The following is a 20,773-nucleotide window of genomic DNA, read 5'->3' as shown; positions in this document are numbered from 1 at the left end:
ATAATTACGGCGCAACGCGCGACGCCTGCGAACCGGTACGCGGCGGCATCGCGAACAGCACCAGCGCCGGAACCAGATAGATAAAGTACATCGCCACTTCGCTGACGCTCGGCGTTTCCTGGTAGCCGAAGATGCCTTCGAGCAGGGTGCCGGTCAGTGAATGGGTGGAGAGAACGTTGCTAAGATCGAACGCCACGTCCTGGAAGTGGTTCCACAGGCCCGCCTCGTGGAAGGCGCGGATCGCCCCTGCTGCCAGCCCCGCGGCCACCAGCAGAATGAACAGGCTGGTCCACTTAAAGAAGGCGCCCAGGTTGAGGCGAATGCCGCCCCAGTAGAGCAGAAAGCCCAGCACCACCGCCGTTGCCAGACCGAGCATGGCGCCCAGCGGCGGCCAGATGCCCACGTCCTGCTGGAATGCCGCCAGCAGGAAGAAAACCGATTCCAGACCCTCGCGCGCCACGGCGAAAAAGACCATCATGATCAGCGCCCAGCCGTGGTGATTCCCCTTCTGCAGGGCGTTATCCACCGCCTGCTCCAGCTGCACCTTCACGTTGCGGGAAACTTTGCGCATCCAGAAGACCATCCACGTCAGGATGAACACCGCAATCACGGCGACGATACCTTCAAACAGCTCCTGCTCTTTCTGCGGGAATTCGCCGGTGGTTTCATTGATGAGGATACCTAAGCCCAGGCAGAGCGCCGCGGCAAGGAAGACGCCAACCCACATCACGCCAATCCAGCGCCCACGCTGGGTGCGCTTCAGATAGCTGGCGATAAGGCTGACAATCAGGGCCGCTTCAAGGCCTTCACGTAACATAATGAGAAATGGAACAAACATGCCGACACCTTAAATGTTTATCGCGGTCAACTGATGCAAAGAAAGGTAAATTCTTGTGATAGTGATTATCATTACGGCGGAAGGAAACACAAGCGAAATGTGTGGTGATTTGATGACGAGTTGTAAACGCAAAGCCTGTTAATAGTTGCCACCGTTACCGTTAAGTTTATAAGTTATAATAAAAATGCCCATTTACGGTTAACCAGTGCTGTGGCTAAATATCCGCCTCAAAAACCAACCGAAAATATTCCATGTTTAAGATTGTCCATTTCCTGCTGGCGCTGGTGATTATTCTTGCGCTTGCCTGGCTGGTGAGTTTCGACCGCCGAAAAATTCGCATTCGTTATGTTTTACAGCTGATTGTTATTGAAATTGCCCTGGCGTTCTTTTTCCTGCACGCCGAAAGCGGGCTATTCCTGATTAAATACGTTTCCGGCTTCTTTGAGTCACTGCTGAAATTTGCCTCGGAAGGAACGAATTTCGTCTTTGGCGGAATGGGAGAAAAAGGGCTGGCGTTTATTTTCCTCGGCGTGCTGTGTCCGATTATTTTTATTTCCGCACTGATTGGTATTCTCCAGCACTGGCGGATCCTGCCGATTTTTATTCGAATCATCGGGACGCTGCTGTCAAAGCTGAACGGCATGGGCAAGCTGGAATCGTTCAACGCGGTGAGCTCGCTGATCCTTGGCCAGTCGGAAAACTTCATTGCCTATAAAGGCGTGCTGGGTGATCTCTCCTCGCGTCGTTTGTTCACTATGGCGGCCACGGCCATGTCGACGGTCTCCCTGTCGATTGTCGGTGCCTATATGACCATGCTCGACGCCAAATTTGTCGTTGCCGCGCTGATCCTGAACATGTTCAGCACCTTTATTATTCTCTCGGTCATTAACCCGGTACGTCCGGAAGCCGAGCCGGATATCAAGCTGGAAAAACTGCACGAATCCCAGAGCTTCTTTGAAATGCTGGGCGAGTATATTCTGGCCGGTTTTAAGGTGGCGATGATTATTCTGGCGATGCTGATTGGCTTTATCGCCCTCATCAGCGCCGTTAACGCCCTCTTCTCCAGCGTATTCGGCATGAGCTTCCAGCAGATCCTGGGCTATGTGTTTTATCCGCTGGCGTGGCTTATCGGGATTCCGCTCAGCGATGCGTTAAACGCGGGCAGCATTATGGCAACCAAGCTGGTGGCGAATGAATTTGTAGCGATGATTGAGTTGCAAAAAATTGCTCATGAAATGTCACCGCGCGGGCTGGGTATTTTGTCCGTCTTCCTGGTGTCGTTTGCCAACTTCGCCTCCATCGGCATCGTCGCCGGGGCGATTAAGGGGCTGAACGAGCAGCAGGGCAACGTGGTGTCGCGGTTTGGTCTGCGCCTGGTATACGGTGCGACGCTGGTGAGCCTGCTGTCGGCGAGCTTTGCGGGATTAGTGCTGTAAATAGCTTTGCTACAAAACAACAACGGCGGGTTATCCCGCCGTTTTTTATTAAAACTGCACGCACACCGGCTGGTCGACACGCATCACCGATTCCTGCGCGAAACGAGACTTATAGATCCCGCGCAACGCTTCGATGTTCTTCTCGCTCTGCGCATCTTTACCGTGGATCAGCATTAACGCTTTGCTGGATTCACGCGCCACTTTCCCGTCGTTCCCCAGCCACTGCCCGCGCGCATCAAACACCGTTAAGCCATCGCGAAAACGCGGCGTCACGTCCTGGTCAACAAACTGCTGCCACTCGCTGTCGGTAATCTGCGCCCCTGCCGGGCGATTCAAGCCAAAATAGAGCGTGGTCTGCTGCATCTGGTTATCCGCTTTGCAGGTCTCCACCGCCGCACGCTGCGAGGGTGTGTTACAACCCGCCAGCATCAATAATGCCACCGCCATTAACCCTGTTTTGATTGTCATGTGTCGCTATCCTCATTGTTATAAGCACATGGATATCACAGGAAAATACGGATTTTGGCAAGAAAAAAGCCGGGTGGCGCTTGCGCTTACCCGGCCTACGGTACTGCGTGAGAAAATTATTCTGCCTGAAGCTTAGTCGGCGGCGCAGTGTGGTAGTGCGCATCCGCTTCCGCAAAGCGCTTCTGCATAGAGGCAGACGGCGCTTTACCCAGCAGGCTGAACACCACAATACCGATGCTGCCGAAGATGAAGCCCGGAATGATTTCGTACAGGCCCAGCCACGCGAACTGCTTCCAGACGATGACGGTCACCGCACCGATGATCATCCCCGCCAGCGCGCCGTTGCGGGTCATGCGTGACCACATGACGGAGAACAGCACCACCGGCCCAAACGCGGCACCGAAGCCCGCCCACGCGTAGCTCACGAGACCCAGCACGCGGTTTTCCGGGTTGGCTGCCAGCGCAATGGCCACCAGCGCCACCACCAGCACCATAAAGCGCCCTACCCACACCAGCTCTTTCTGGCTCGCATTTTTACGCAGGAAGGCCTTGTAGAGGTCTTCGGTGATTGCACTGGAGCAAACCAGCAGCTGGCAGCTCAGGGTGGACATCACCGCCGCCAGGATCGCGGAGAGCAGAATACCGGCAATCCACGGGTTAAACAGGATCTGCGCCAGCTCGATGAACACGCGCTCGGCGTTCTGGTTCACCGCACCCGCCTGCGCCGGGTTGTTGCTGAAGTAGGCGATACCGAAGAAGCCGACCGCACACGCCCCCGCCAGACACAGGATCATCCACGTCATGCTAATGCGACGCGCGTGAACGATGGTGTGGTGAGAATCCGCCGCCATAAAGCGCGCCAGAATGTGCGGCTGACCGAAGTAGCCCAGCCCCCAGCCCATCAGGGAAACGATGGCGACAAAGTTCAGCCCTTTCAGCATATCGACGTTTTCGATGCTCTTCTGCTTGATCACTTCCAGTGAATCGCCAAAGCCGCCAACGGTGAAAATCACAATCACCGGGGTCAGGATCAGGGCGAAGATCATCAGGCTCGCCTGCACGGTGTCGGTCCAGCTGACGGCCAGGAAGCCGCCCACGAAGGTATAGAGGATGGTTGCCGCCGCACCGGCCCACAGGGCGGTTTCGTAGCTCATGCCGAAGGTGCTTTCGAACAGACGCGCACCGGCCACGATGCCGGAGGCACAGTAGATGGTGAAGAACACCAGGATCACCACCGCGGAGATAATGCGCAGCACGCGGCTGTTATCTTCAAAGCGTCCGGTGAAGTAGTCCGGCAGCGTCAGGGCGTTGTTGTTGGCCTCGGTATGTACGCGCAGACGGCCTGCCACCAGCTTCCAGTTGATCCACGCGCCGACGGTCAGGCCGATGGCGATCCAGCTTTCGGAAATACCAGAGATGAAAATCGCGCCCGGCAGCCCCATCAGCAGCCAGCCGCTCATGTCGGATGCGCCCGCAGAGAGCGCGGTGACCATTGGGCCTAAGCTGCGCCCGCCAAGGATGTAGTCGTCAAAGTTTTTAGTGGAACGCCATGCCAAAAACCCTATCAGGATCATGCCAAAAATATAAACGAGAAATGTCACCAGCATCGGTGTGCTAATAGCCATTCAAATTCTCCAAAATGTCGAGCGACAACCGTCCGGGTTGCCTTGTTATGTCATCACCGGAACGTAGTGATGTGTGTATGTGTTTCCGTTGGGCGCGCTATCCTGCCGTATACGCTTCCCACTGACAAACGATTTAACACTGCATTTACATGAATTTCATCCCTGGTTTTATACGTCTTTCCTATAGGTTGCACTCGCTCACGCTTTTACGGGTTGCACCTTTAAAAAGTGTTAAGCACCGCATAAAAACTGGCTTCGTAAACCGTCGCGCGTTCTTTTTCGCAGCTAACTAATCGTTAACAATCCATTCATTTTCCAGCTTGCAAACCAGGTCACATTTAACACGGTTGCACAAAGTTGCAACATGGTAGATATTTCACGCTATCAACAGAACGCTATTACAGAACAACAGGAGTTTTGGCATGGGGATGACCACCATGGGGGTTAAGCTGGATGACGCGACCCGCGAACGGATTAAGACCGCAGCAACCCGCATTGACCGCACACCGCACTGGTTAATCAAGCAGGCGATTTTTAACTATCTGGAAAGGCTGGAGAGTGAAGATGGCCTGCCTGAGCTGCCTGCCCTGCTGGCGGGCGCAGCGAACGAAAGCGACGACGCCGCGACGGCGGTGGAAGAAAACCACCAGCCGTTCCTCGAATTTGCCGAGCAGATCCTGCCGCAGTCCGTCAGCCGCGCCGCCATTACCGGGGCTTACCGCCGCGCCGAAACCGACGCCGTGCCGATGCTGCTGGAGCAGGCCCGCCTGCCGGAAGCCATTGCCGCCCAGGCGCACAGCCTGGCGTATCAGTTAGCCGACAAGCTGCGCAACCAGAAAACCGCCACCGGCCGCGCCGGGATGGTGCAGGGCCTGTTGCAGGAGTTCTCCCTCTCCTCACAGGAAGGCGTGGCGCTGATGTGCCTGGCTGAAGCGCTGCTGCGTATTCCGGATAAAGCTACCCGCGACGCGCTGATCCGCGACAAGATCAGCAACGGCAACTGGCACTCCCACATTGGCCGCAGCCCGTCGCTGTTCGTCAACGCCGCCACCTGGGGTCTGCTGTTTACCGGCAAGCTGGTCTCCACCCATAACGAAGCCAACCTGTCACGCTCTCTGAACCGCATTATCGGCAAGAGCGGCGAGCCGCTGATCCGCAAAGGCGTGGACATGGCGATGCGCCTGATGGGCGAGCAGTTCGTCACCGGGGAAACCATTGCCGAAGCGCTGGCGAATGCCCGCAAGCTGGAAGACAAAGGTTTCCGCTACTCCTACGACATGCTGGGTGAAGCGGCGCTGACCGCCGCCGACGCGCAGGCCTACATGGTCTCTTACCAGCAGGCGATCCACGCCATCGGTAAAGCGTCCAACGGTCGCGGTATTTATGAAGGTCCGGGCATCTCTATTAAGCTCTCTGCCCTGCACCCGCGCTACAGCCGTGCGCAGTATGACCGGGTGATGGAAGAGCTCTATCCGCGCCTGAAGTCCCTGACCCTGCTGGCGCGCCAGTATGATATCGGCATTAATATCGACGCCGAAGAGGCTGACCGTCTGGAGATCTCCCTCGATCTGCTGGAAAAATTGTGCTTCGAACCGGAGCTGGCAGGCTGGAACGGGATTGGTTTCGTTATTCAGGCCTACCAGAAACGCTGTCCGTTCGTCATTGATTACCTGATTGACCTGGCCAGCCGCAGCCGTCGCCGCCTGATGATCCGCCTGGTGAAAGGCGCCTACTGGGACAGCGAAATCAAACGCGCCCAGATGGAAGGTCTGGAAGGCTATCCGGTATATACCCGCAAGGTCTACACCGACGTCTCTTACCTCGCGTGCGCGAAAAAACTGCTCGGCGTGCCGAACCTGATTTATCCGCAGTTCGCGACCCACAACGCCCATACCCTGGCGGCAATCTACAGCCTGGCCGGGCAGAACTACTATCCGGGCCAGTACGAGTTCCAGTGCCTGCACGGCATGGGTGAGCCGCTGTACGAGCAGGTCACCGGGAAAGTGGCGGACGGCAAGCTGAACCGTCCGTGCCGTATCTATGCCCCGGTGGGCACCCACGAAACCCTGCTGGCGTACCTGGTGCGTCGTCTGCTGGAGAACGGGGCGAACACCTCCTTCGTTAACCGCATCGCCGACACCACCCTGCCGCTTGACGAACTGGTGGCCGATCCGGTGCAGGCCGTAGAGAAGCTGGCGGCGCAGGAAGGCCAGATTGGTCTGCCGCATCCGAAAATTGCCCTGCCGCGCGAGCTGTACGGCGCGGGCCGCGTCAACTCGGCGGGCCTGGATCTGGCGAACGAACACCGTCTGGCGTCGCTCTCCTCTGCCCTGCTCAACAGCGCATTGCAGAAGTGGCAGGCCAAACCGATCCTTGAGCAGTCCGTTGAGGACGGTGAAATGCAGCCGGTGATCAACCCGGCAGAGCCGAAGGACATCGTCGGCTACGCGCGTGAAGCAACCGAAGCGGAAGTGGAACAGGCGCTGGAGAGCGCGGTGAACAACGCGCCAATCTGGTTCGCCACCCCGCCGCAGGAGCGTGCCGCCATTCTGGAACGCGCCGCGGTGCTAATGGAAGATCAGATGCAGCAGCTCATCGGCATTCTGGTGCGCGAAGCGGGTAAAACCTTCAGCAACGCCATCGCCGAAGTGCGTGAGGCGGTCGACTTCCTGCACTACTACGCCGGTCAGGTGCGCGATGATTTCGACAACGAAACGCACCGCCCGCTCGGTCCGGTGGTCTGTATCAGCCCGTGGAACTTCCCGCTGGCGATCTTCACCGGCCAGATTGCCGCCGCCCTTGCCGCAGGCAACAGCGTGCTGGCGAAACCGGCAGAGCAAACCCCGCTGATTGCCGCCCAGGGCATCAACATTCTTCTGGAAGCAGGCGTTCCGGCGGGCGTGGTGCAACTGCTGCCAGGGCGCGGTGAAACGGTGGGCGCCAAACTCACCTCCGATAACCGCGTGCGCGGCGTGATGTTTACCGGTTCGACCGAAGTGGCCTCCCTGCTGCAACGCAACATCGCCACCCGTCTGGATGCGCAGGGTCGTCCTACCCCGCTTATCGCCGAAACTGGCGGCATGAACGCCATGATTGTTGACTCCTCCGCGCTCACCGAGCAGGTGGTTGTTGACGTGCTGGCCTCCGCCTTCGACAGCGCCGGTCAACGCTGCTCCGCCCTGCGCGTGCTGTGCTTACAGGATGACGTGGCTGACCACACGCTGAAGATGCTGCGCGGCGCGATGGCGGAATGCCGCATGGGCAACCCGGGCCGTCTCACCACCGACATCGGGCCGGTGATCGACGCGGAAGCCAAAGCCAACATTGAAAACCATATTCAGGCCATGCGCGCCAAAGGCCGTCCGGTGTTCCAGGCGGTGCGCGAGAACAGCGAAGATGCCCGCGAGTGGCAGACTGGCACCTTCGTGCCGCCTACGCTGATTGAGCTGGCAAGCTTCGACGAGCTGAAAAAAGAGGTCTTCGGCCCGGTGCTGCACGTGGTGCGTTACAACCGTAACAACCTCAACGCGCTTATCGACCAGATCAACGCCTCCGGCTACGGCCTGACGCTCGGCGTACATACCCGTATCGACGAGACCATTGCGCAGGTCACCGGCACGGCCAAAGTCGGCAACCTGTACGTCAACCGCAACATGGTTGGCGCGGTCGTGGGCGTGCAGCCGTTCGGCGGCGAAGGCCTCTCCGGTACGGGTCCGAAAGCGGGCGGCCCGCTCTACCTGTATCGTCTGCTGGCGAACCGTCCTGAGAACGCACTGGGAGTCACCCTGGCGCGTCAGGATGCGGAGTATCCGGTGGATGCGCAGCTGAAAACCGTGCTGACGCAACCGCTGGAGGCGCTGATCGCCTGGGCGGAAAAACGTCCTGAGCTGCGTGCGGTTGCCCAGCAGTACGGCGAGCTGGCGCAGGCCGGTACCCAGCGTCTGCTGCCGGGGCCAACCGGCGAGCGCAACACCTGGACGCTGATGCCGCGCGAGCACGTACTGTGCGTGGCGGATAACGAGCAGGACGCGCTGGTACAGCTAGCCGCGGCGATGGCCTCCGGGTGTGAAGTGCTGTGGCCGGACGATGCGCTGCATCGCGATCTCGCCAAACAGCTGCCGAAAGCGGTTTCGGCCCGCATTCGCTTTGCGAAGGCCGATGCCCTGCTGACCCAGCCGTTTGACGCGGTGATCTACCACGGTGATTCCGACCAGCTGCGCGAGCTGTGCGAGCAGGTGGCGGCCCGCAGCGGGGCGATTGTTTCCGTGCAGGGCTTCGCCCGCGGGGAAACCAACCTGCTGCTGGAGCGTCTGTACGTGGAGCGCTCGCTCAGCGTCAACACCGCGGCGGCGGGCGGTAACGCCAGCCTGATGACAATCGGCTAACGCTGTGCTAATAAGGCTCCGGAGACGGAGCCTTATTTTATTGGGGAGTATATGAAACGATATCTTATCGCCGGTGCGGCACTGCTGCTCAGCACCAGCGCGCTGGCCAACGAGTGCGACAACGCCACTACGCAGCTTGAACTGAACACCTGTAGCGCGCAGCAGTACCAGGCAGCCGATAAAAAACTCAACCAGACCTACCAGGCCGCCATCAAACGCGCGGCGGCCCCCCAGCGCGACCTGCTGAAAAAAGCGCAACAGGCGTGGATTACCCTGCGCGACGCGGACTGCGCGTTTATCGGTTCGGGGACGGAAGGCGGGAGCGTCCAGCCAATGATTGTTAACCAGTGCCTGGCGGAAAAAACCGTGGAGCGCGAGGCGTTTCTGGCCTCGCTGATGCAGTGTGAAGAGGGCGACTTAAGCTGCCCTCTCCCGCCGGGCAATTAACGCACGCGGATCCCTTCGATAATCATCCGCTGCACGTTTTCGAGGGTGCTCTGGAAAAACGCCTCGTCCTGAAGCGTTTTACCGGTCACCGCCTCGACCTGGGCCGCAAAGTCAGCGTAATGCTGGGTAGCGGCCCAGATCATAAAGATCAGGTGCTGCGGGTCGACCGGGGCCAGCTTTCCGCTGGCAACCCATCCGGCGATAATCGCCGACTTATCGTCCACCAGCTGCTTTAAATCCCCCGTCAGCTCCGCCTGTAGCAGCGGCGCGCCCTGCAGCATCTCAAGACAAAACAGCCTTGACGCCTGCGGGTAATCGCGCGACACCTCGAGCTTCAGGCGAATGTACTCCTCGATAGCCACCAGCGGGGCCAGCTCTTCGCGAAATGCCTTGAGCGGCGCCAGCCAGATATCGAGGATCTGCTGCATCACCGCCACATACAGCGCCTCTTTCGACGGGTAATAGTAGAGCAGATTGGTTTTAGACACCCCGGACTGCTCCGCCACCTGCTCCAGGCGCGTGCCGTGAATGCCAAACTGTGAAAAGGTCTCCAGCGCGGCGCTGAGGATCGCCTGCTTTTTGGCGCTCACCGCCTGCGAACGTTTTCCGGGTGTTTTCACTGCGCCTTGTGTCATTTCCGCTCTCCATTTTCTTTCCTGCGCTCAGCATAGCAAAACCCCCGCCTCGCCACGACCTTCTGCACTCCCATCGCGCATGAGTGCCTGTTTTCTGTGCAATGTTTTTGACCATTTAGTCCACATTTAGCGGCATCAATTCCCCAACTTCCCATTAAAACATTAATAACACAAGCGTTTTCAAAACTGGCATTGCCTTTGCAAAACCACCGTTACACCTGCGACGTAATGAAGAGAGGTTCGTGATGAAAATTGGCGTATTTGTACCCATCGGCAACAACGGCTGGCTTATCTCGACCACTGCACCGCAGTACATGCCGACCTTTGAGTTGAACAAAGCCATCGTGCAGAAAGCGGAGCACTACCATTTCGACTTTGCGCTTTCGATGATCAAGCTGCGCGGCTTTGGCGGCAAAACGGAATTCTGGGATCACAACTTGGAGTCCTTCACTCTGATGGCCGGGCTGGCAGCGGTTACCTCGCGGATCCAGATCTACGCCACCGCGGCCACCCTCACCCTTCCGCCCGCGATCGTGGCACGCATGGCCTCCACCATCGACTCCATCTCCGGCGGGCGCTTTGGCGTTAACCTGGTCACCGGCTGGCAAAAACCGGAGTACGAGCAGATGGGGCTCTGGCCGGGTGACGATTACTTCTCCCGTCGCTACGACTACCTGACCGAATACGTGCAGGTCCTGCGCGACCTGTGGGGCACCGGCAAAAGCGACTTCAAAGGCGACTTCTTTACCATGAACGACTGCCGCGTCAGCCCGCAGCCGTCGGTGCCGATGAAGGTGATTTGCGCCGGGCAGAGCGACGCGGGGATGGAATTCTCCGCGAAATACGCCGACTTTAACTTCTGCTTCGGCAAAGGCGTTAACACCCCTGCCGCCTTTGCCCCGACCGCGGCACGCATGAAGGAGGCCGCCGACAAAACCGGGCGCGACGTGGGCTCGTACGTGCTGTTCATGGTCATTGCCGACGAAACGGACGACGCCGCGCGCGCCAAATGGGAGCGGTATAAGGACGGCGCTGACGACGAAGCCCTGAGCTGGCTTACCGAGCAGAGCCAGAAAGACACCCGTTCCGGCGCAGACACCAACGTGCGTCAGATGGCCGACCCGACCTCCGCCGTCAATATCAACATGGGCACGCTGGTTGGCTCGTACGCCAGCGTTGCCAGGATGCTGGACGAAGTGGCTGCCGTACCCGGCGCGGAGGGCGTCCTGCTGACCTTCGATGATTTCCTCACCGGCGTAGAAACCTTCGGCGAGCGCATCCAGCCGCTGATGCAGTGCCGCGCCCACGTTCCTGCCGTCACGAAGGAGGTGGCGTAATGACGACCTTAAACGCTCGCCCGGAAGCCATCACCTTTGCGCCGCAGCAGAGCGCGCTGATCGTGGTGGACATGCAAAACGCCTATGCCAGCCAGGGCGGTTATCTCGATCTGGCGGGGTTCGACGTCTCCGCCACAAGGCCTGTGATCGAGAACATCAAAACCGCCGTCGCCGCCGCGCGCGCTGCGGGCATGCTCATTATATGGTTCCAGAACGGCTGGGATGACCAGTACGTCGAGGCCGGCGGCCCCGGCTCGCCCAACTTCCACAAGTCAAACGCCCTGAAAACCATGCGCAAGCGGCCCGAGCTGCAGGGCAAGCTGCTGGCGAAGGGCGGCTGGGACTATCAGCTGGTGGATGAGCTGGTCCCGCAGGCGGGCGATATCGTCCTGCCGAAACCACGCTACAGCGGCTTTTTCAACACCCCGCTCGACAGCCTCCTGCGCAGCCGGGGCATTCGCCACCTGGTGTTCACCGGCATTGCCACCAACGTCTGCGTGGAGTCGACCCTGCGCGACGGCTTTTTCCTCGAGTATTTCGGCGTGGTGCTGGAAGACGCCACCCACCAGGCCGGGCCGGAATTCGCACAGAAGGCGGCCCTGTTCAATATCGAAACCTTTTTTGGCTGGGTCAGCAGCGTCGCCGAGTTTTGCGATGCCCTGAATCCTCCGCTCGCCCGTATCGCCTGAGGAGACACACGATGCCGAAATCCGTAATCATCCCGCCGGGCACCAGCACGCCCATCGCCCCGTTTGTTCCCGGTACCCTTGCCGACGGCGTGGTGTATGTTTCCGGCACGCTGCCGTTTGATAAAGACAACAATGTGGTGTTTATCAACGACCCAAAGGCGCAAACCCGCCACGTGCTGGAGACGATCAAAACCGTGATCGAAACGGCGGGTGGCACGATGGAGGATGTGACCTTCAACAGCATCTTTATCACCGACTGGAAAAACTACGCCGCGATTAACGAAATCTACGCGGAGTTCTTCCCCGGCGATAAGCCAGCCCGGTTCTGCATTCAGTGCGGGCTGGTGAAGCCGGAGGCGCTGGTTGAGATCGCCACCGTTGCGCACATCGCGAAGTGAGGCTGCCATGAAACTCTCCGTCTCACCGCCCCCGTATGAGGGTGCACCCGTGGTGGTTCTTATTGCCGGCCTCGGCGGCAGCGGCAGCTACTGGCTGCCCCAGCTGGCCGCGCTGGAACCGGAGTATCAGGTGGTGTGTTATGACCAGCGCGGAACGGGCAATAACCCCGACGCCCTGCCGGAAGGCTACAGCCTGGCACAGATGGCGGACGAGCTGGCCCAGGCGCTGGCTGAGGCCGGGATCGTGCGCTACAGCATCGTCGGCCACGCGCTGGGAGCGCTGGTCGGCCTGCAGCTGGCCCTCGACAGACCCGACGCCCTCACCGCGCTGGTGTGCGTCAACGGCTGGTTAACCCTCAACGCCCATACACGCCGCTGCTTTCAGATCCGCGAGCGCCTGCTGCATTACGGCGGCCCGCAGGCGTGGGTTGAGTCGCAGCCCCTGTTTCTCTACCCGGCAGACTGGATGGCCGCTCGCGCCCCCCGTCTGGAGGCCGAAGAGGCGCTGGCGCTGGCCCACTTTCAGGGAAAAGCCAACCTGCTGCACCGGCTCAGCGCACTGAAAAAGGCCGACTTTAGCCGCCACGCCGCACGCATCCGCTGCCCGATCCAGATTATCTGTTCCGCCGACGACATGCTGGTGCCTTCGCTCTGCTCATCAGAACTGCAGGCAGCGATCCCGCACAGCCAGTGCGCGGTAATGCGCCAGGGCGGACATGCCTGCAACGTCACCGAGCCGGACACCTTTAACACCCTGCTGCTGAACGGGCTGGCCAGCCTGCTGCACAGTCATGAACCCGCTTTATAAGGAGCTGTAATGAGCGAAGCCATTAATCCCACCGCGCTGGAAACGCTGTTCACCGGCGCCCGAACCCATAACGGCTGGCAGGATATTGCCGTCAGCGACGAGACGCTGCGCGAAATTTACGACCTGATGAAATGGGGGCCAACCTCCGCCAACTGCTCCCCGGCGCGCATTGTGTTTGTGCGAAGCGCGGAGGGAAAAGAGAAGCTGCGCCCGGCGCTCTCCAGCGGCAACCTGGAGAAAACGCTCACCGCCCCGGTCACGGCGATTGTCGCCTGGGACGGTGAATTCTACGAGCGCCTGCCTGAACTGTTCCCGCACGGAGATGCCAGAAGCTGGTTTACCGCAAGCCCCGCGCTGGCGGAAGAGACCGCCTTTCGCAACAGCTCGCTGCAGGCCGCCTACCTGATTTTCGCCTGTCGCGCGCTGGGGCTGGACACCGGCCCGATGTCGGGCTTTGACCGACAAAAGGTCGACGAGGCCTTTTTCACCGGCACGACGCTTAAAAGCAATCTGCTGATCAATATTGGCTACGGCGACCCGGGCAAACTTTACGGGCGCCTGCCGCGCCTGACCTTCGACGATGCCTGCGGGCTGGCGTAAGGAGCGATGATGACGACACCGGATAAACAAACCTTTCGCGATGCCATGGCCTGCGTCGGCGCGGCGGTGAACATTATCACCACCGACGGCCCGGCGGGGATGGCGGGCTTTACCGCCAGCGCGGTATGCAGCGTCACGGATTCCCCTCCCACCCTGCTGGTGTGCCTGAACCGCGGCGCGTCCGTCTGGCCCACGTTCAGCGAAAACCGCACCCTTTGCGTGAATACCCTGAGCGCCGGACAGGAGCCGCTATCCAATCTGTTTGGCGGCAAAACGCCGATGGCGGAACGCTTTGCCGCCGCCCGCTGGCAGACGGGCGACACCGGCTGCCCGCGCCTGGAGGATGCGCTGGCCTCGTTTGACTGCCGCATCAGCCTGGTGGTGAGCGTCGGTACGCATGACATTCTGTTTTGCGACATCGTTTCAATTATTCGCCACCCCGCGCCGCAAGGACTGGTGTGGTTTGACCGCGGCTACCACGCGCTTATGCGACCCGCCTGTTAAGGCGCTCTAAGGAGACAGACCATGTTCGGATTTCCCCACTGGCAGTTGAAATCGACCTCCACCGAAGCAGGCGTGATCGCGCCGGATGAACGACTCCCGCTCGGGCAGACGATGGTGATGGGCGTCCAGCACGCGGTCGCCATGTTTGGCGCCACGGTGCTGATGCCGATGCTGATGGGACTGGATCCCAACCTCTCGATTCTGATGTCGGGTATCGGCACCCTGCTGTTCTTTTTTGTCACCGGCGGGCGCGTGCCGAGCTATCTGGGCTCCAGCGCCGCCTTTGTCGGCGTGGTGATCGCCACCACCGGCTTTAACGGCCAGGGAATCAACCCCAATCTGAGCGTGGCCCTCGGCGGCATTATCGCCTGCGGTCTGGTGTATACCCTGATTGGTCTGGTGGTAATGAAGATCGGCACGCGCTGGATCGAGCGCATGATGCCTCCCGTGGTCACCGGCGCGGTGGTGATGGCGATAGGCCTGAACCTCGCGCCGATTGCGGTGAAAAGCGTCTCCGCCTCGCCGTTTGAAAGCTGGATGGCCGTCGTGACCGTGCTGTGCATCGGCCTGGTGGCGGTGTTTACGCGAGGCATGATCCAGCGGCTGCTGATCCTGGTCGGGCTGATTGCCGCCTGTCTGATCTATGCCCTGCTGGCGAACGTTGTTGGTCTCGGCAAGCCGGTTGATTTTACGCTGCTCCATCAGGCCGCCTGGTTCGGCCTGCCGCAGATCACCTCGCCCACCTTTAACACCCAGGCGATGATGCTTATCGCACCGGTGGCGGTAATCCTGGTGGCGGAGAACCTGGGCCACCTGAAGGCGGTCGCGGGGATGACCGGACGCAGCATGGACCCATATATGGGCCGCGCGTTCGTCGGCGACGGGCTGGCAACCATGCTCTCCGGTTCCGTGGGCGGCAGCGGCGTCACCACCTATGCCGAAAACATCGGCGTAATGGCGGTGACCAAAGTCTACTCGACGCTGGTCTTCGTGGCGGCGGCGATGATGGCGATACTGCTCGGCTTTTCGCCGAAGTTCGGCGCGCTGATCCACACCATTCCGTCACCGGTTATCGGCGGGGCCTCAATCGTGGTGTTTGGGCTGATCGCCGTGGCTGGCGCACGCATCTGGGTGCAGCATCGGGTCGATCTCAGCCAGAACGGCAACCTGATTATGGTGGCGGTCACGCTGGTGCTGGGCGCGGGCGATTTTGCCCTGACGCTGGGCGGGTTTACGATCGGCGGGATTGGCACGGCGACCTTCGGTGCGATCCTGCTTAACGCCCTGCTGAGCCGCCGGATGGCTGCTGCGCCGCAGGGCGAGGTGGTACATCAGGAGTCGTGAAATCTCAAAGTCGGGTGACGGCTATGCCTTACCCGACCTTTATGTTCCGTAAGAACACGCTTGATCAAACAGTCGTTCGATAGATTTTGTAGGGAAGAAAAGAGAATGGCTGTTTTCACCCGTCAGCGGAATAAAACCCAGCTTCAGATAAAATCGTTTTGCCCGGTCATTGAGTGCATCAACAAATATTCCGTGTACTCCCACAGCCTGCGACGCCAGGTAAACCACCCGCATAGCGTGTGCAACAAGCGTTGTTCCCCACTCGTTTCCCTGTAGTTCTTTATGAATAGCCAGACGTCCCAGCGTCACGCTGGGTACGTTGAGATAAGGGATCCGACGCTGCTGAGCCTTAGAAGGAAGCATCGCTCTCTCAAAGCAACTTCCCGATAGCGTGTAATAGCCCAGCACGCGCGGATGGTCGCGCTCTTTAAGCAGGTAGGCTCGTAGAATACGTCCATTGTGCTGGCGCACCAGGTGTTCTCTCAGGAAGGCATTTAGCGAGGGTTCACCACAATCAAAATCCCCGAAATCATAGTCGGTTCCCTCTGATAACATTTCAATCGTGAGATTTGCCAAGACGCTTCACTCCATGTTTCGAAGACGTTTTGCCGCGCGCTTGAGGCGTTCATTTGGCTCTGGCGGATTGTCGATGGCATCCATCACTGCATTCCAGGAGGCTTCGTTTAACACGAGACGACGGTGCTGCTCGATGACCTCTGCAGCACGCTCTGACGCACTGTTCACCATAAACTGGGTGATCGTTTGATTCGTCATCGCCGCCGCTTCTTCAATCATTGTTTTGTCTTCGTCCGTTAAGCGAAGATCGATACGCTGTTTTTTAAGTGCTGGCATGGTTTACATCACCGTGTACGGTTTTAATCCGTACACATCCTAAGTAACGTTGCGCTTTTTTTCAATCTAAACCTTTTTCAGCAGTCAAATGACTCGCTTCACGCCCCCGCTTTCTGAGCTTTAGTTCGCTCACCAGCACCCCGGCGACAATAAACGCCGCGCCCACCAGCGCCAGCAGCGGTAAACGCTCGCCGGCCAGTCGTCCGAAAATCCCCGCCCAGACCGGTTCACCGGTGTAGATCACCGTCGCCCGCGTTGGCGATACGCTGCGCTGCGCCCAGTTCATAGTCACCTGGATAATGGCGCTGAAGATGCCAAGCCCCAGCGCGACCACCACCAGCCCCGTGGACATCGGCGGCACGGATTCCCCGGCTGGCACCATCGTCGCGAAGGCCACCAGCGACGCCGTCGCGAGCTGCACCACCGTCACGCGCTTGACGTCCACTTTCCCAGCCCAGGCGCTGATCAGAATAATTTCCGCCGCGATGGCAATGGCCCCGACGAGGGTAATGATCTCGCCCGGCCCCAGCGCCAGCAGGTTATTTTCCGGCCCGGCTAATAAAATCAGGCCGATAAACGCCAGCACGATGCCAATGCAGGACATCACCCCCGGTAGCCGCCCGAGGCATAACCATTGCAGCAGCGGCACCAGCGGCACGTACATGGCGGTAATAAAAGCGGATTTGCTGCTGGAGATGGTCTGCAATCCCCACGTCTGCAGGCTGTAGCCCATCGCTATCGCAACTCCAATCGCTACGCCGGCCTTGAGTTCCTTCAGCGTCAGACCCCGCAGCGTTTTAAGCGAGATCAGCCCCACGGCTATCGCCGCCGTCGCAAAGCGCAGGCCGACAAAAAAGAACGGATCGCTGAGGGTCACCGCGTACTGGACGGCAAGAAAGGTCCCGCCCCAGAACATGGTGATGAGAATAAGGATGGCTTCCTGCGGTTTTATGGAGAATTTAAAGCGTGAGACGGACATGCGACACCAACAAGTGAGATCAATTCTGTAGTGTGCGTTGCCTTTGGTTACAGTTCAATGTTGCAGACATAAAAAAAACCGCCGGGAAACCCGGCGGCAGGGAGTCAACCCGGCGTACTACTTATTGCTGCCGTGGCTATTTTTACCCCCTTTTTTACCAGCCTCTGATGCGCGCTGAGGGTCGTTCTTGAAGTTACCCCCGCTAGACTGGCCACCTTTACGACCTGCTTCTGATGCTCTTTCACGGTCTTCAGCGAAATTACCTGAACCACCACGATGGTTTGCCATCTCTAACCTCCAGAGTGTGAAACATTAGACATCATATTGCATTCAGTAAAAGAGGATTCTTTCACCTCGCGGCTAAAGGACAGGGCCTTTATCTGTGCCGCGTGAAACTAAGCTTAGTGGACTGAGGCTATCCGGCAAGCCACGGGTAATATTCTGCAACATGATATCCGCCTTTCGGGTCAGATAACGCGACGGAAATCTATAAGCCTTTCTTATCATTTTAAAATTCGACGACGAGAAAGTTGTTTCATTTTGCTACAGCACCTTATTGTAACCATGTTGTTATAAATCAAAGAAATGCCGTTCATTTTTGCAGTCTGGCCGTGATGTCATATCTTTAAATGAACGCAGCGATCCGCTGTCAGAAAAACCAACGAGGAGTGATGCAAAATGGCAAAAGTTCTGGTGCTCTATTATTCCATGTATGGACACATTGAAACCATGGCTCACGCGGTAGCAGAAGGTGCAAACAGAGTGGACGGCGTTGAGGTTGTGGTAAAACGCGTACCGGAAACCATGCAGGCGGAAGCGTTCGCCAAAGCCGGGGGAAAAACACAAAATGCCCCGGTCGCGACCCCGCAGGAGCTGGCGGAGTATGATGCCATTATCTTCGGCACCCCGACCCGCTTCGGCAATATGTCAGGCCAGATGCGTACCTTCCTCGATCAAACCGGCGGGCTCTGGGCATCCGGGGCGCTGTACGGCAAACTCGCCAGCGTATTCAGCTCTACCGGCACCGGCGGCGGCCAGGAGCAGACGATTACCTCAACCTGGACTACCCTTGCTCATCATGGAATGGTGATTGTGCCAATTGGCTACGGCGCGCAGGAGCTGTTTGACGTTTCTCAGGTGCGCGGCGGGACGCCGTACGGCGCAACCACCATTGCCGGTGGGGATGGCTCACGTCAGCCAAGCAATGAAGAACTCTCTATCGCCCGCTATCAGGGTGAATACGTCGCGGGTCTCGCTAAAAAACTGAACGGCTAACCCAACAGGAGGAAAAGTATGCCAACACAGGAATCCAAAGCTCACCACGTGGGCGAATGGGCAAGTTTACGCAACACCTCTCCGGAGATTGCCGAAGCCATCTTTGAAGTCGCGAACTACGACGAAAAGCTGGCCGAGCAGATTTGGGAAGAAGGCAACGATGAAGTGCTGATTCGCGCCTTCGAAAAAACGGACAAAGACTCGCTCTTCTGGGGCGAGCAAACCATCGAACGTAAAAACGTCTAAGCGTTTCCCCCCGCCGCAGCGGGGGGTTCTCTTTTACTTCGCCGCGTTATTCATGACCGCATTGAATTTATCAACCGGACAGAAGCCGTTCGCGTCCACCGGACAGCCCTTCAGCTCCAGCGTCACGCGCTGCGCGGGTGACTGCAATGACAGCACGCTGGCGTTGCGCAGCTGCTCCGCGCTCTGGTAGACATACTCAATTTTCATCAGCTCCTGATTGCTGTTTTTGTCGTGCCAACGCTGGAAGACAATCTTGCCGCCAATCGGGGTCCGTTCCTGCTGGTCATGCAGCTGATACGGCTTGAAATCCAGCGCGGTGAGCAGTGAAGCGATGTTCGAATCGTGCCCTACCAGCAGAGTAATCTTAGGCGCTTTCGCCTGTTCGGTGACCAGCGTTTTATCGATATATTTCACCAGCGGCTTCGCCACGTTTTGCGCCACCTCGGTGGAGGTAAACAGCGAGTCCTGATAGCCGTTCTTCAGCTTCGACAGCACGCGCCACTGCTGGTCGGTCTTGATTTCACCCCAGGCCACCTGGTCGGCCGGGAAACCTTCGTAATACTGCAGCGTGAACGCGTCCACCAGCGAGTTACCCACCTTCAGCGGCCCGGATACGCCAGGCTCTTTTTCATAGTCGGCGCTGAAGGTATCTTTCGCGTCTGCCAGCGAGCAGACTTTTTTCTCTTTGCAGGACGGGGAATCGGCGTAATTTGTCATCTGCTCCAGCAGCTTATAGCTTTCGCCAAGCTGCATTTTCTGCCGCTCGGTCTCCATCGCCTTGAGCGCTTTTTCGCGGAATTCCGGCGAGTTGTCGGTAATCACCGGATTAAAGGTCGGATCCATGGTGCCCATTTTTTCCTGATGATGCACGGGGACGTCGCACCCCGGGAACGCGCCGGTAATAAAGAACTGCGCGGTGGCGACAGTACGCTGCAGGCTGTTGGCGTAAGCATAAACGCTATCCGCTGGCGGACACTCTCCCGTCTTCACCATCCCCTGCTCTGCCAGCCACTCGCGCATGTAATGGCCCATATAGACTTCCAGCACGCCGCCTTTGGTGGTGAGCTGACCGCCCGGCACGTCCCACTCCGGCCACTGCTTCGGCGTGGACTGCTCCAGCACGCTGCCGTTGTTGGCGAGCGGCGCGCGCAGGTTGTGACGGCTCATGATTAACACCTGCTCCAGCTGATAGCCTTTCGGCGTCTCCTGCGCCTGTGCGCCAAAGGTCATTGAAAGGGTACCTGCCACGGCCACTGCGAGTAGTGCTTTTCTCATCCCTCGTTCCTCACGTTTTTTTAATGTTCCAGTGAGTGTGACAGATTCGTGACAGTTTTTTCGGGAAGCATTTCTCAAACTGATGATTAACGTGCTTACGGTGGGCGCTAATTAGTTTTATAATAAAACCACACCCACCGGAGACCTGACCGTGAAACGCACCCGCCTTGAAGAGAGCACCTGCCCCGTCGCCCGTTCGCTGGATATCATTGGCGACTGGTGGTCGCTGCTGATCGTTCGCGACGCGCTGCGCGGAATTAAACGCTTCGGCGAGTTTCAGAAAAGCCTCGGTATCGCGAAAAACATGCTCACCTCGCGGCTGAAGCTGCTGGTCGATGAAGGCATCCTCCGGCTTCAGCCCGCCTCCGACGGCAGCGCCTGGCAGGAATACGTTCTGACCGACAAGGGACGCGCGCTCCAGACGGTGCTGGTTGCTCTCTCCCAGTGGGGCAATGAATTTTTGTTCGCGGAAAACGAATGCGGCACCGTTCTCGTCGATAGCGAACAGCGCAAACCCCTGCGTAAACTGGCGCTTATCGCCGACGATGGGCGCAAACTGACGCCTGAAGAGATCGTGGCTAAACTCCCCTCCTGATCGTTCCCAACGGCAAAAGCACAAAATGCCCGGCAAA

22 protein-coding genes are annotated in these 20,773 nt (G+C 58.6%); 13 read left to right on the top strand and 9 right to left on the bottom strand.

The annotated features are described in order from the left end of the window. Positions 1-4: 4 nt before the first annotated feature. Entirely contained in the window at positions 5-838 is an 834-nt protein-coding gene (efeU, locus tag IM303_RS01150) for an iron uptake transporter permease EfeU (RefSeq protein WP_028012665.1), read from the bottom strand. Positions 839-1,089: 251 nt separating this feature from the next. On the opposite strand from efeU, the gene IM303_RS01145 reads away from it, so the two are divergent. Continuing rightward, positions 1,090-2,274 carry a NupC/NupG family nucleoside CNT transporter gene (locus IM303_RS01145; RefSeq protein ID WP_047368266.1) on the top strand — a complete coding sequence of 395 codons (1,185 nt, stop codon included), beginning with the start codon at positions 1,090-1,092 and terminating at the stop codon, positions 2,272-2,274. 48 nt (positions 2,275-2,322) lie between these two features. On the opposite strand, the gene IM303_RS01140 is transcribed toward IM303_RS01145, so the two are convergent. After that, positions 2,323-2,742: a DUF3574 domain-containing protein gene (locus IM303_RS01140; RefSeq protein WP_049001649.1), complete on the bottom strand. Its 420-nt coding sequence runs from the start codon at positions 2,740-2,742 to the stop codon at positions 2,323-2,325. Positions 2,743-2,858: 116 nt separating this feature from the next. After that, the gene (gene putP / locus IM303_RS01135) at positions 2,859-4,367 is read right to left on the bottom strand and encodes a sodium/proline symporter PutP (RefSeq protein ID WP_049001648.1); all 1,509 of its coding nucleotides are present in this window, start codon (positions 4,365-4,367) and stop codon (positions 2,859-2,861) included. A gap of 422 nt (positions 4,368-4,789) precedes the next feature. Between putP and putA the strand changes: the two genes are divergently transcribed. Both putA and IM303_RS01125 read left to right on the top strand, forming a co-directional pair. Next, on the top strand, positions 4,790-8,752 hold the full coding sequence (gene putA, locus IM303_RS01130) for a trifunctional transcriptional regulator/proline dehydrogenase/L-glutamate gamma-semialdehyde dehydrogenase (protein WP_193359508.1): 3,963 nt from the start codon (positions 4,790-4,792) through the stop codon (positions 8,750-8,752). A 51-nt stretch (positions 8,753-8,803) separates the two neighbouring features. Next, on the top strand, positions 8,804-9,199 hold the full coding sequence (locus IM303_RS01125; RefSeq protein ID WP_041910548.1) for a lysozyme inhibitor LprI family protein: 396 nt from the start codon (positions 8,804-8,806) through the stop codon (positions 9,197-9,199). On the opposite strand, the gene rutR is transcribed toward IM303_RS01125, so the two are convergent. After that, positions 9,196-9,834 (bottom strand): HTH-type transcriptional regulator RutR, encoded by a 639-nt coding sequence (gene rutR / locus IM303_RS01120; RefSeq protein ID WP_028012659.1) that lies wholly within the window; start codon positions 9,832-9,834, stop codon positions 9,196-9,198. The two genes, IM303_RS01125 and rutR, sit on opposite strands and share 4 nt — an antisense overlap. A 245-nt stretch (positions 9,835-10,079) precedes the next feature. Here rutR and rutA point away from each other — a divergent pair, with 245 nt between their 5' ends. The 7 genes from rutA to rutG are packed head-to-tail and all read left to right on the top strand — an operon-like array spanning position 10,080 to position 15,514. Continuing rightward, complete coding sequence (gene rutA / locus IM303_RS01115) at positions 10,080-11,171, top strand: pyrimidine utilization protein A (RefSeq protein ID WP_049001644.1); 1,092 nt, start codon at positions 10,080-10,082, stop codon at positions 11,169-11,171. Beyond that, positions 11,171-11,860, top strand: a complete 690-nt coding sequence (gene rutB, locus IM303_RS01110) for a pyrimidine utilization protein B (RefSeq protein WP_048989847.1) — start codon at positions 11,171-11,173, stop codon at positions 11,858-11,860. Before rutA ends, rutB begins: the two co-directional genes overlap by 1 nt. Positions 11,861-11,871: 11 nt before the next feature. Continuing rightward, positions 11,872-12,258, top strand: coding sequence for a pyrimidine utilization protein C (rutC, locus tag IM303_RS01105; RefSeq protein WP_010429508.1), 387 nt, complete (start codon positions 11,872-11,874; stop codon positions 12,256-12,258). Between the two features lie 7 nt (positions 12,259-12,265). Then, complete coding sequence (gene rutD / locus IM303_RS01100) at positions 12,266-13,066, top strand: pyrimidine utilization protein D (protein WP_049001641.1); 801 nt, start codon at positions 12,266-12,268, stop codon at positions 13,064-13,066. A 9-nt stretch (positions 13,067-13,075) separates the two neighbouring features. Further along, positions 13,076-13,666: a malonic semialdehyde reductase gene (locus IM303_RS01095; protein WP_049001640.1), complete on the top strand. Its 591-nt coding sequence runs from the start codon at positions 13,076-13,078 to the stop codon at positions 13,664-13,666. A 9-nt stretch (positions 13,667-13,675) separates the two neighbouring features. Then, on the top strand, positions 13,676-14,170 hold the full coding sequence (gene rutF, locus IM303_RS01090) for an NADH-dependent FMN reductase RutF (RefSeq protein WP_049001637.1): 495 nt from the start codon (positions 13,676-13,678) through the stop codon (positions 14,168-14,170). A 21-nt stretch (positions 14,171-14,191) separates the two neighbouring features. Next, positions 14,192-15,514 carry a pyrimidine utilization transport protein G gene (rutG, locus tag IM303_RS01085; protein ID WP_049001636.1) on the top strand — a complete coding sequence of 441 codons (1,323 nt, stop codon included), beginning with the start codon at positions 14,192-14,194 and terminating at the stop codon, positions 15,512-15,514. A 39-nt stretch (positions 15,515-15,553) separates the two neighbouring features. On the opposite strand, the gene IM303_RS01080 is transcribed toward rutG, so the two are convergent. The 4 genes from IM303_RS01080 to IM303_RS01065 all read right to left on the bottom strand — a co-directional run bounded on the left by IM303_RS01080 (position 15,554) and on the right by IM303_RS01065 (position 17,633). Then, the gene (locus IM303_RS01080; protein WP_192831218.1) at positions 15,554-16,069 is read right to left on the bottom strand and encodes a GNAT family N-acetyltransferase; all 516 of its coding nucleotides are present in this window, start codon (positions 16,067-16,069) and stop codon (positions 15,554-15,556) included. Between the two features lie 27 nt (positions 16,070-16,096). Beyond that, complete coding sequence (locus IM303_RS01075; RefSeq protein WP_008499829.1) at positions 16,097-16,366, bottom strand: DUF1778 domain-containing protein; 270 nt, start codon at positions 16,364-16,366, stop codon at positions 16,097-16,099. 61 nt (positions 16,367-16,427) lie between these two features. Further along, entirely contained in the window at positions 16,428-17,345 is a 918-nt protein-coding gene (locus tag IM303_RS01070) for a DMT family transporter (RefSeq protein WP_049001630.1), read from the bottom strand. A 117-nt stretch (positions 17,346-17,462) separates the two neighbouring features. Next, a complete protein-coding gene (locus tag IM303_RS01065; protein WP_001273664.1) occupies positions 17,463-17,633 on the bottom strand; it encodes a general stress protein in 171 nt (56 codons plus the stop codon). Positions 17,634-18,023: 390 nt separating this feature from the next. Between IM303_RS01065 and wrbA the strand changes: the two genes are divergently transcribed. Continuing rightward, positions 18,024-18,620: an NAD(P)H:quinone oxidoreductase gene (gene wrbA / locus IM303_RS01060; RefSeq protein ID WP_041910554.1), complete on the top strand. Its 597-nt coding sequence runs from the start codon at positions 18,024-18,026 to the stop codon at positions 18,618-18,620. A gap of 18 nt (positions 18,621-18,638) precedes the next feature. After that, positions 18,639-18,866, top strand: a complete 228-nt coding sequence (locus IM303_RS01055; RefSeq protein WP_028012649.1) for a YccJ family protein — start codon at positions 18,639-18,641, stop codon at positions 18,864-18,866. A gap of 33 nt (positions 18,867-18,899) precedes the next feature. On the opposite strand, the gene agp is transcribed toward IM303_RS01055, so the two are convergent. Then, positions 18,900-20,141 carry a bifunctional glucose-1-phosphatase/inositol phosphatase gene (gene agp, locus IM303_RS01050; protein ID WP_193359507.1) on the bottom strand — a complete coding sequence of 414 codons (1,242 nt, stop codon included), beginning with the start codon at positions 20,139-20,141 and terminating at the stop codon, positions 18,900-18,902. 151 nt (positions 20,142-20,292) lie between these two features. On the opposite strand from agp, the gene IM303_RS01045 reads away from it, so the two are divergent. Then, positions 20,293-20,736, top strand: coding sequence for a helix-turn-helix domain-containing protein (locus IM303_RS01045; RefSeq protein ID WP_193359506.1), 444 nt, complete (start codon positions 20,293-20,295; stop codon positions 20,734-20,736). The last annotated feature ends 37 nt before the right edge of the window (positions 20,737-20,773 follow it).

Source organism: Enterobacter cloacae complex sp. P38RS (genome assembly GCF_014930775.1).
Taxonomy (GTDB): Bacteria; Pseudomonadota; Gammaproteobacteria; order Enterobacterales; family Enterobacteriaceae; genus Enterobacter; species Enterobacter bugandensis.
This window is presented reverse-complemented; position numbering and strand designations above follow the sequence as displayed.

What these genes read in the sequence shown, in the direction of transcription:
- efeU (WP_028012665.1), bottom strand. Translation starts at nt 838, where the DNA reads ATGTTTGTTCCATTTCTCATTATGTTACGTGAAGGCCTTGAAGCGGCC.
- rutC (WP_010429508.1), top strand. Translation starts at nt 11,872, where the DNA reads ATGCCGAAATCCGTAATCATCCCGCCGGGCACCAGCACGCCCATCGCC.
- IM303_RS01145 (WP_047368266.1), top strand. Translation starts at nt 1,090, where the DNA reads ATGTTTAAGATTGTCCATTTCCTGCTGGCGCTGGTGATTATTCTTGCG.
- IM303_RS01125 (WP_041910548.1), top strand. Translation starts at nt 8,804, where the DNA reads ATGAAACGATATCTTATCGCCGGTGCGGCACTGCTGCTCAGCACCAGC.
- rutA (WP_049001644.1), top strand. Translation starts at nt 10,080, where the DNA reads ATGAAAATTGGCGTATTTGTACCCATCGGCAACAACGGCTGGCTTATC.
- IM303_RS01070 (WP_049001630.1), bottom strand. Translation starts at nt 17,345, where the DNA reads ATGTCCGTCTCACGCTTTAAATTCTCCATAAAACCGCAGGAAGCCATC.
- IM303_RS01140 (WP_049001649.1), bottom strand. Translation starts at nt 2,742, where the DNA reads ATGACAATCAAAACAGGGTTAATGGCGGTGGCATTATTGATGCTGGCG.
- putP (WP_049001648.1), bottom strand. Translation starts at nt 4,367, where the DNA reads ATGGCTATTAGCACACCGATGCTGGTGACATTTCTCGTTTATATTTTT.
- rutG (WP_049001636.1), top strand. Translation starts at nt 14,192, where the DNA reads ATGTTCGGATTTCCCCACTGGCAGTTGAAATCGACCTCCACCGAAGCA.
- agp (WP_193359507.1), bottom strand. Translation starts at nt 20,141, where the DNA reads ATGAGAAAAGCACTACTCGCAGTGGCCGTGGCAGGTACCCTTTCAATG.
- rutR (WP_028012659.1), bottom strand. Translation starts at nt 9,834, where the DNA reads ATGACACAAGGCGCAGTGAAAACACCCGGAAAACGTTCGCAGGCGGTG.
- putA (WP_193359508.1), top strand. Translation starts at nt 4,790, where the DNA reads ATGGGGATGACCACCATGGGGGTTAAGCTGGATGACGCGACCCGCGAA.
- IM303_RS01080 (WP_192831218.1), bottom strand. Translation starts at nt 16,069, where the DNA reads ATGTTATCAGAGGGAACCGACTATGATTTCGGGGATTTTGATTGTGGT.
- IM303_RS01075 (WP_008499829.1), bottom strand. Translation starts at nt 16,366, where the DNA reads ATGCCAGCACTTAAAAAACAGCGTATCGATCTTCGCTTAACGGACGAA.
- wrbA (WP_041910554.1), top strand. Translation starts at nt 18,024, where the DNA reads ATGGCAAAAGTTCTGGTGCTCTATTATTCCATGTATGGACACATTGAA.
- rutD (WP_049001641.1), top strand. Translation starts at nt 12,266, where the DNA reads ATGAAACTCTCCGTCTCACCGCCCCCGTATGAGGGTGCACCCGTGGTG.
- IM303_RS01065 (WP_001273664.1), bottom strand. Translation starts at nt 17,633, where the DNA reads ATGGCAAACCATCGTGGTGGTTCAGGTAATTTCGCTGAAGACCGTGAA.
- rutB (WP_048989847.1), top strand. Translation starts at nt 11,171, where the DNA reads ATGACGACCTTAAACGCTCGCCCGGAAGCCATCACCTTTGCGCCGCAG.
- IM303_RS01055 (WP_028012649.1), top strand. Translation starts at nt 18,639, where the DNA reads ATGCCAACACAGGAATCCAAAGCTCACCACGTGGGCGAATGGGCAAGT.
- rutF (WP_049001637.1), top strand. Translation starts at nt 13,676, where the DNA reads ATGACGACACCGGATAAACAAACCTTTCGCGATGCCATGGCCTGCGTC.
- IM303_RS01095 (WP_049001640.1), top strand. Translation starts at nt 13,076, where the DNA reads ATGAGCGAAGCCATTAATCCCACCGCGCTGGAAACGCTGTTCACCGGC.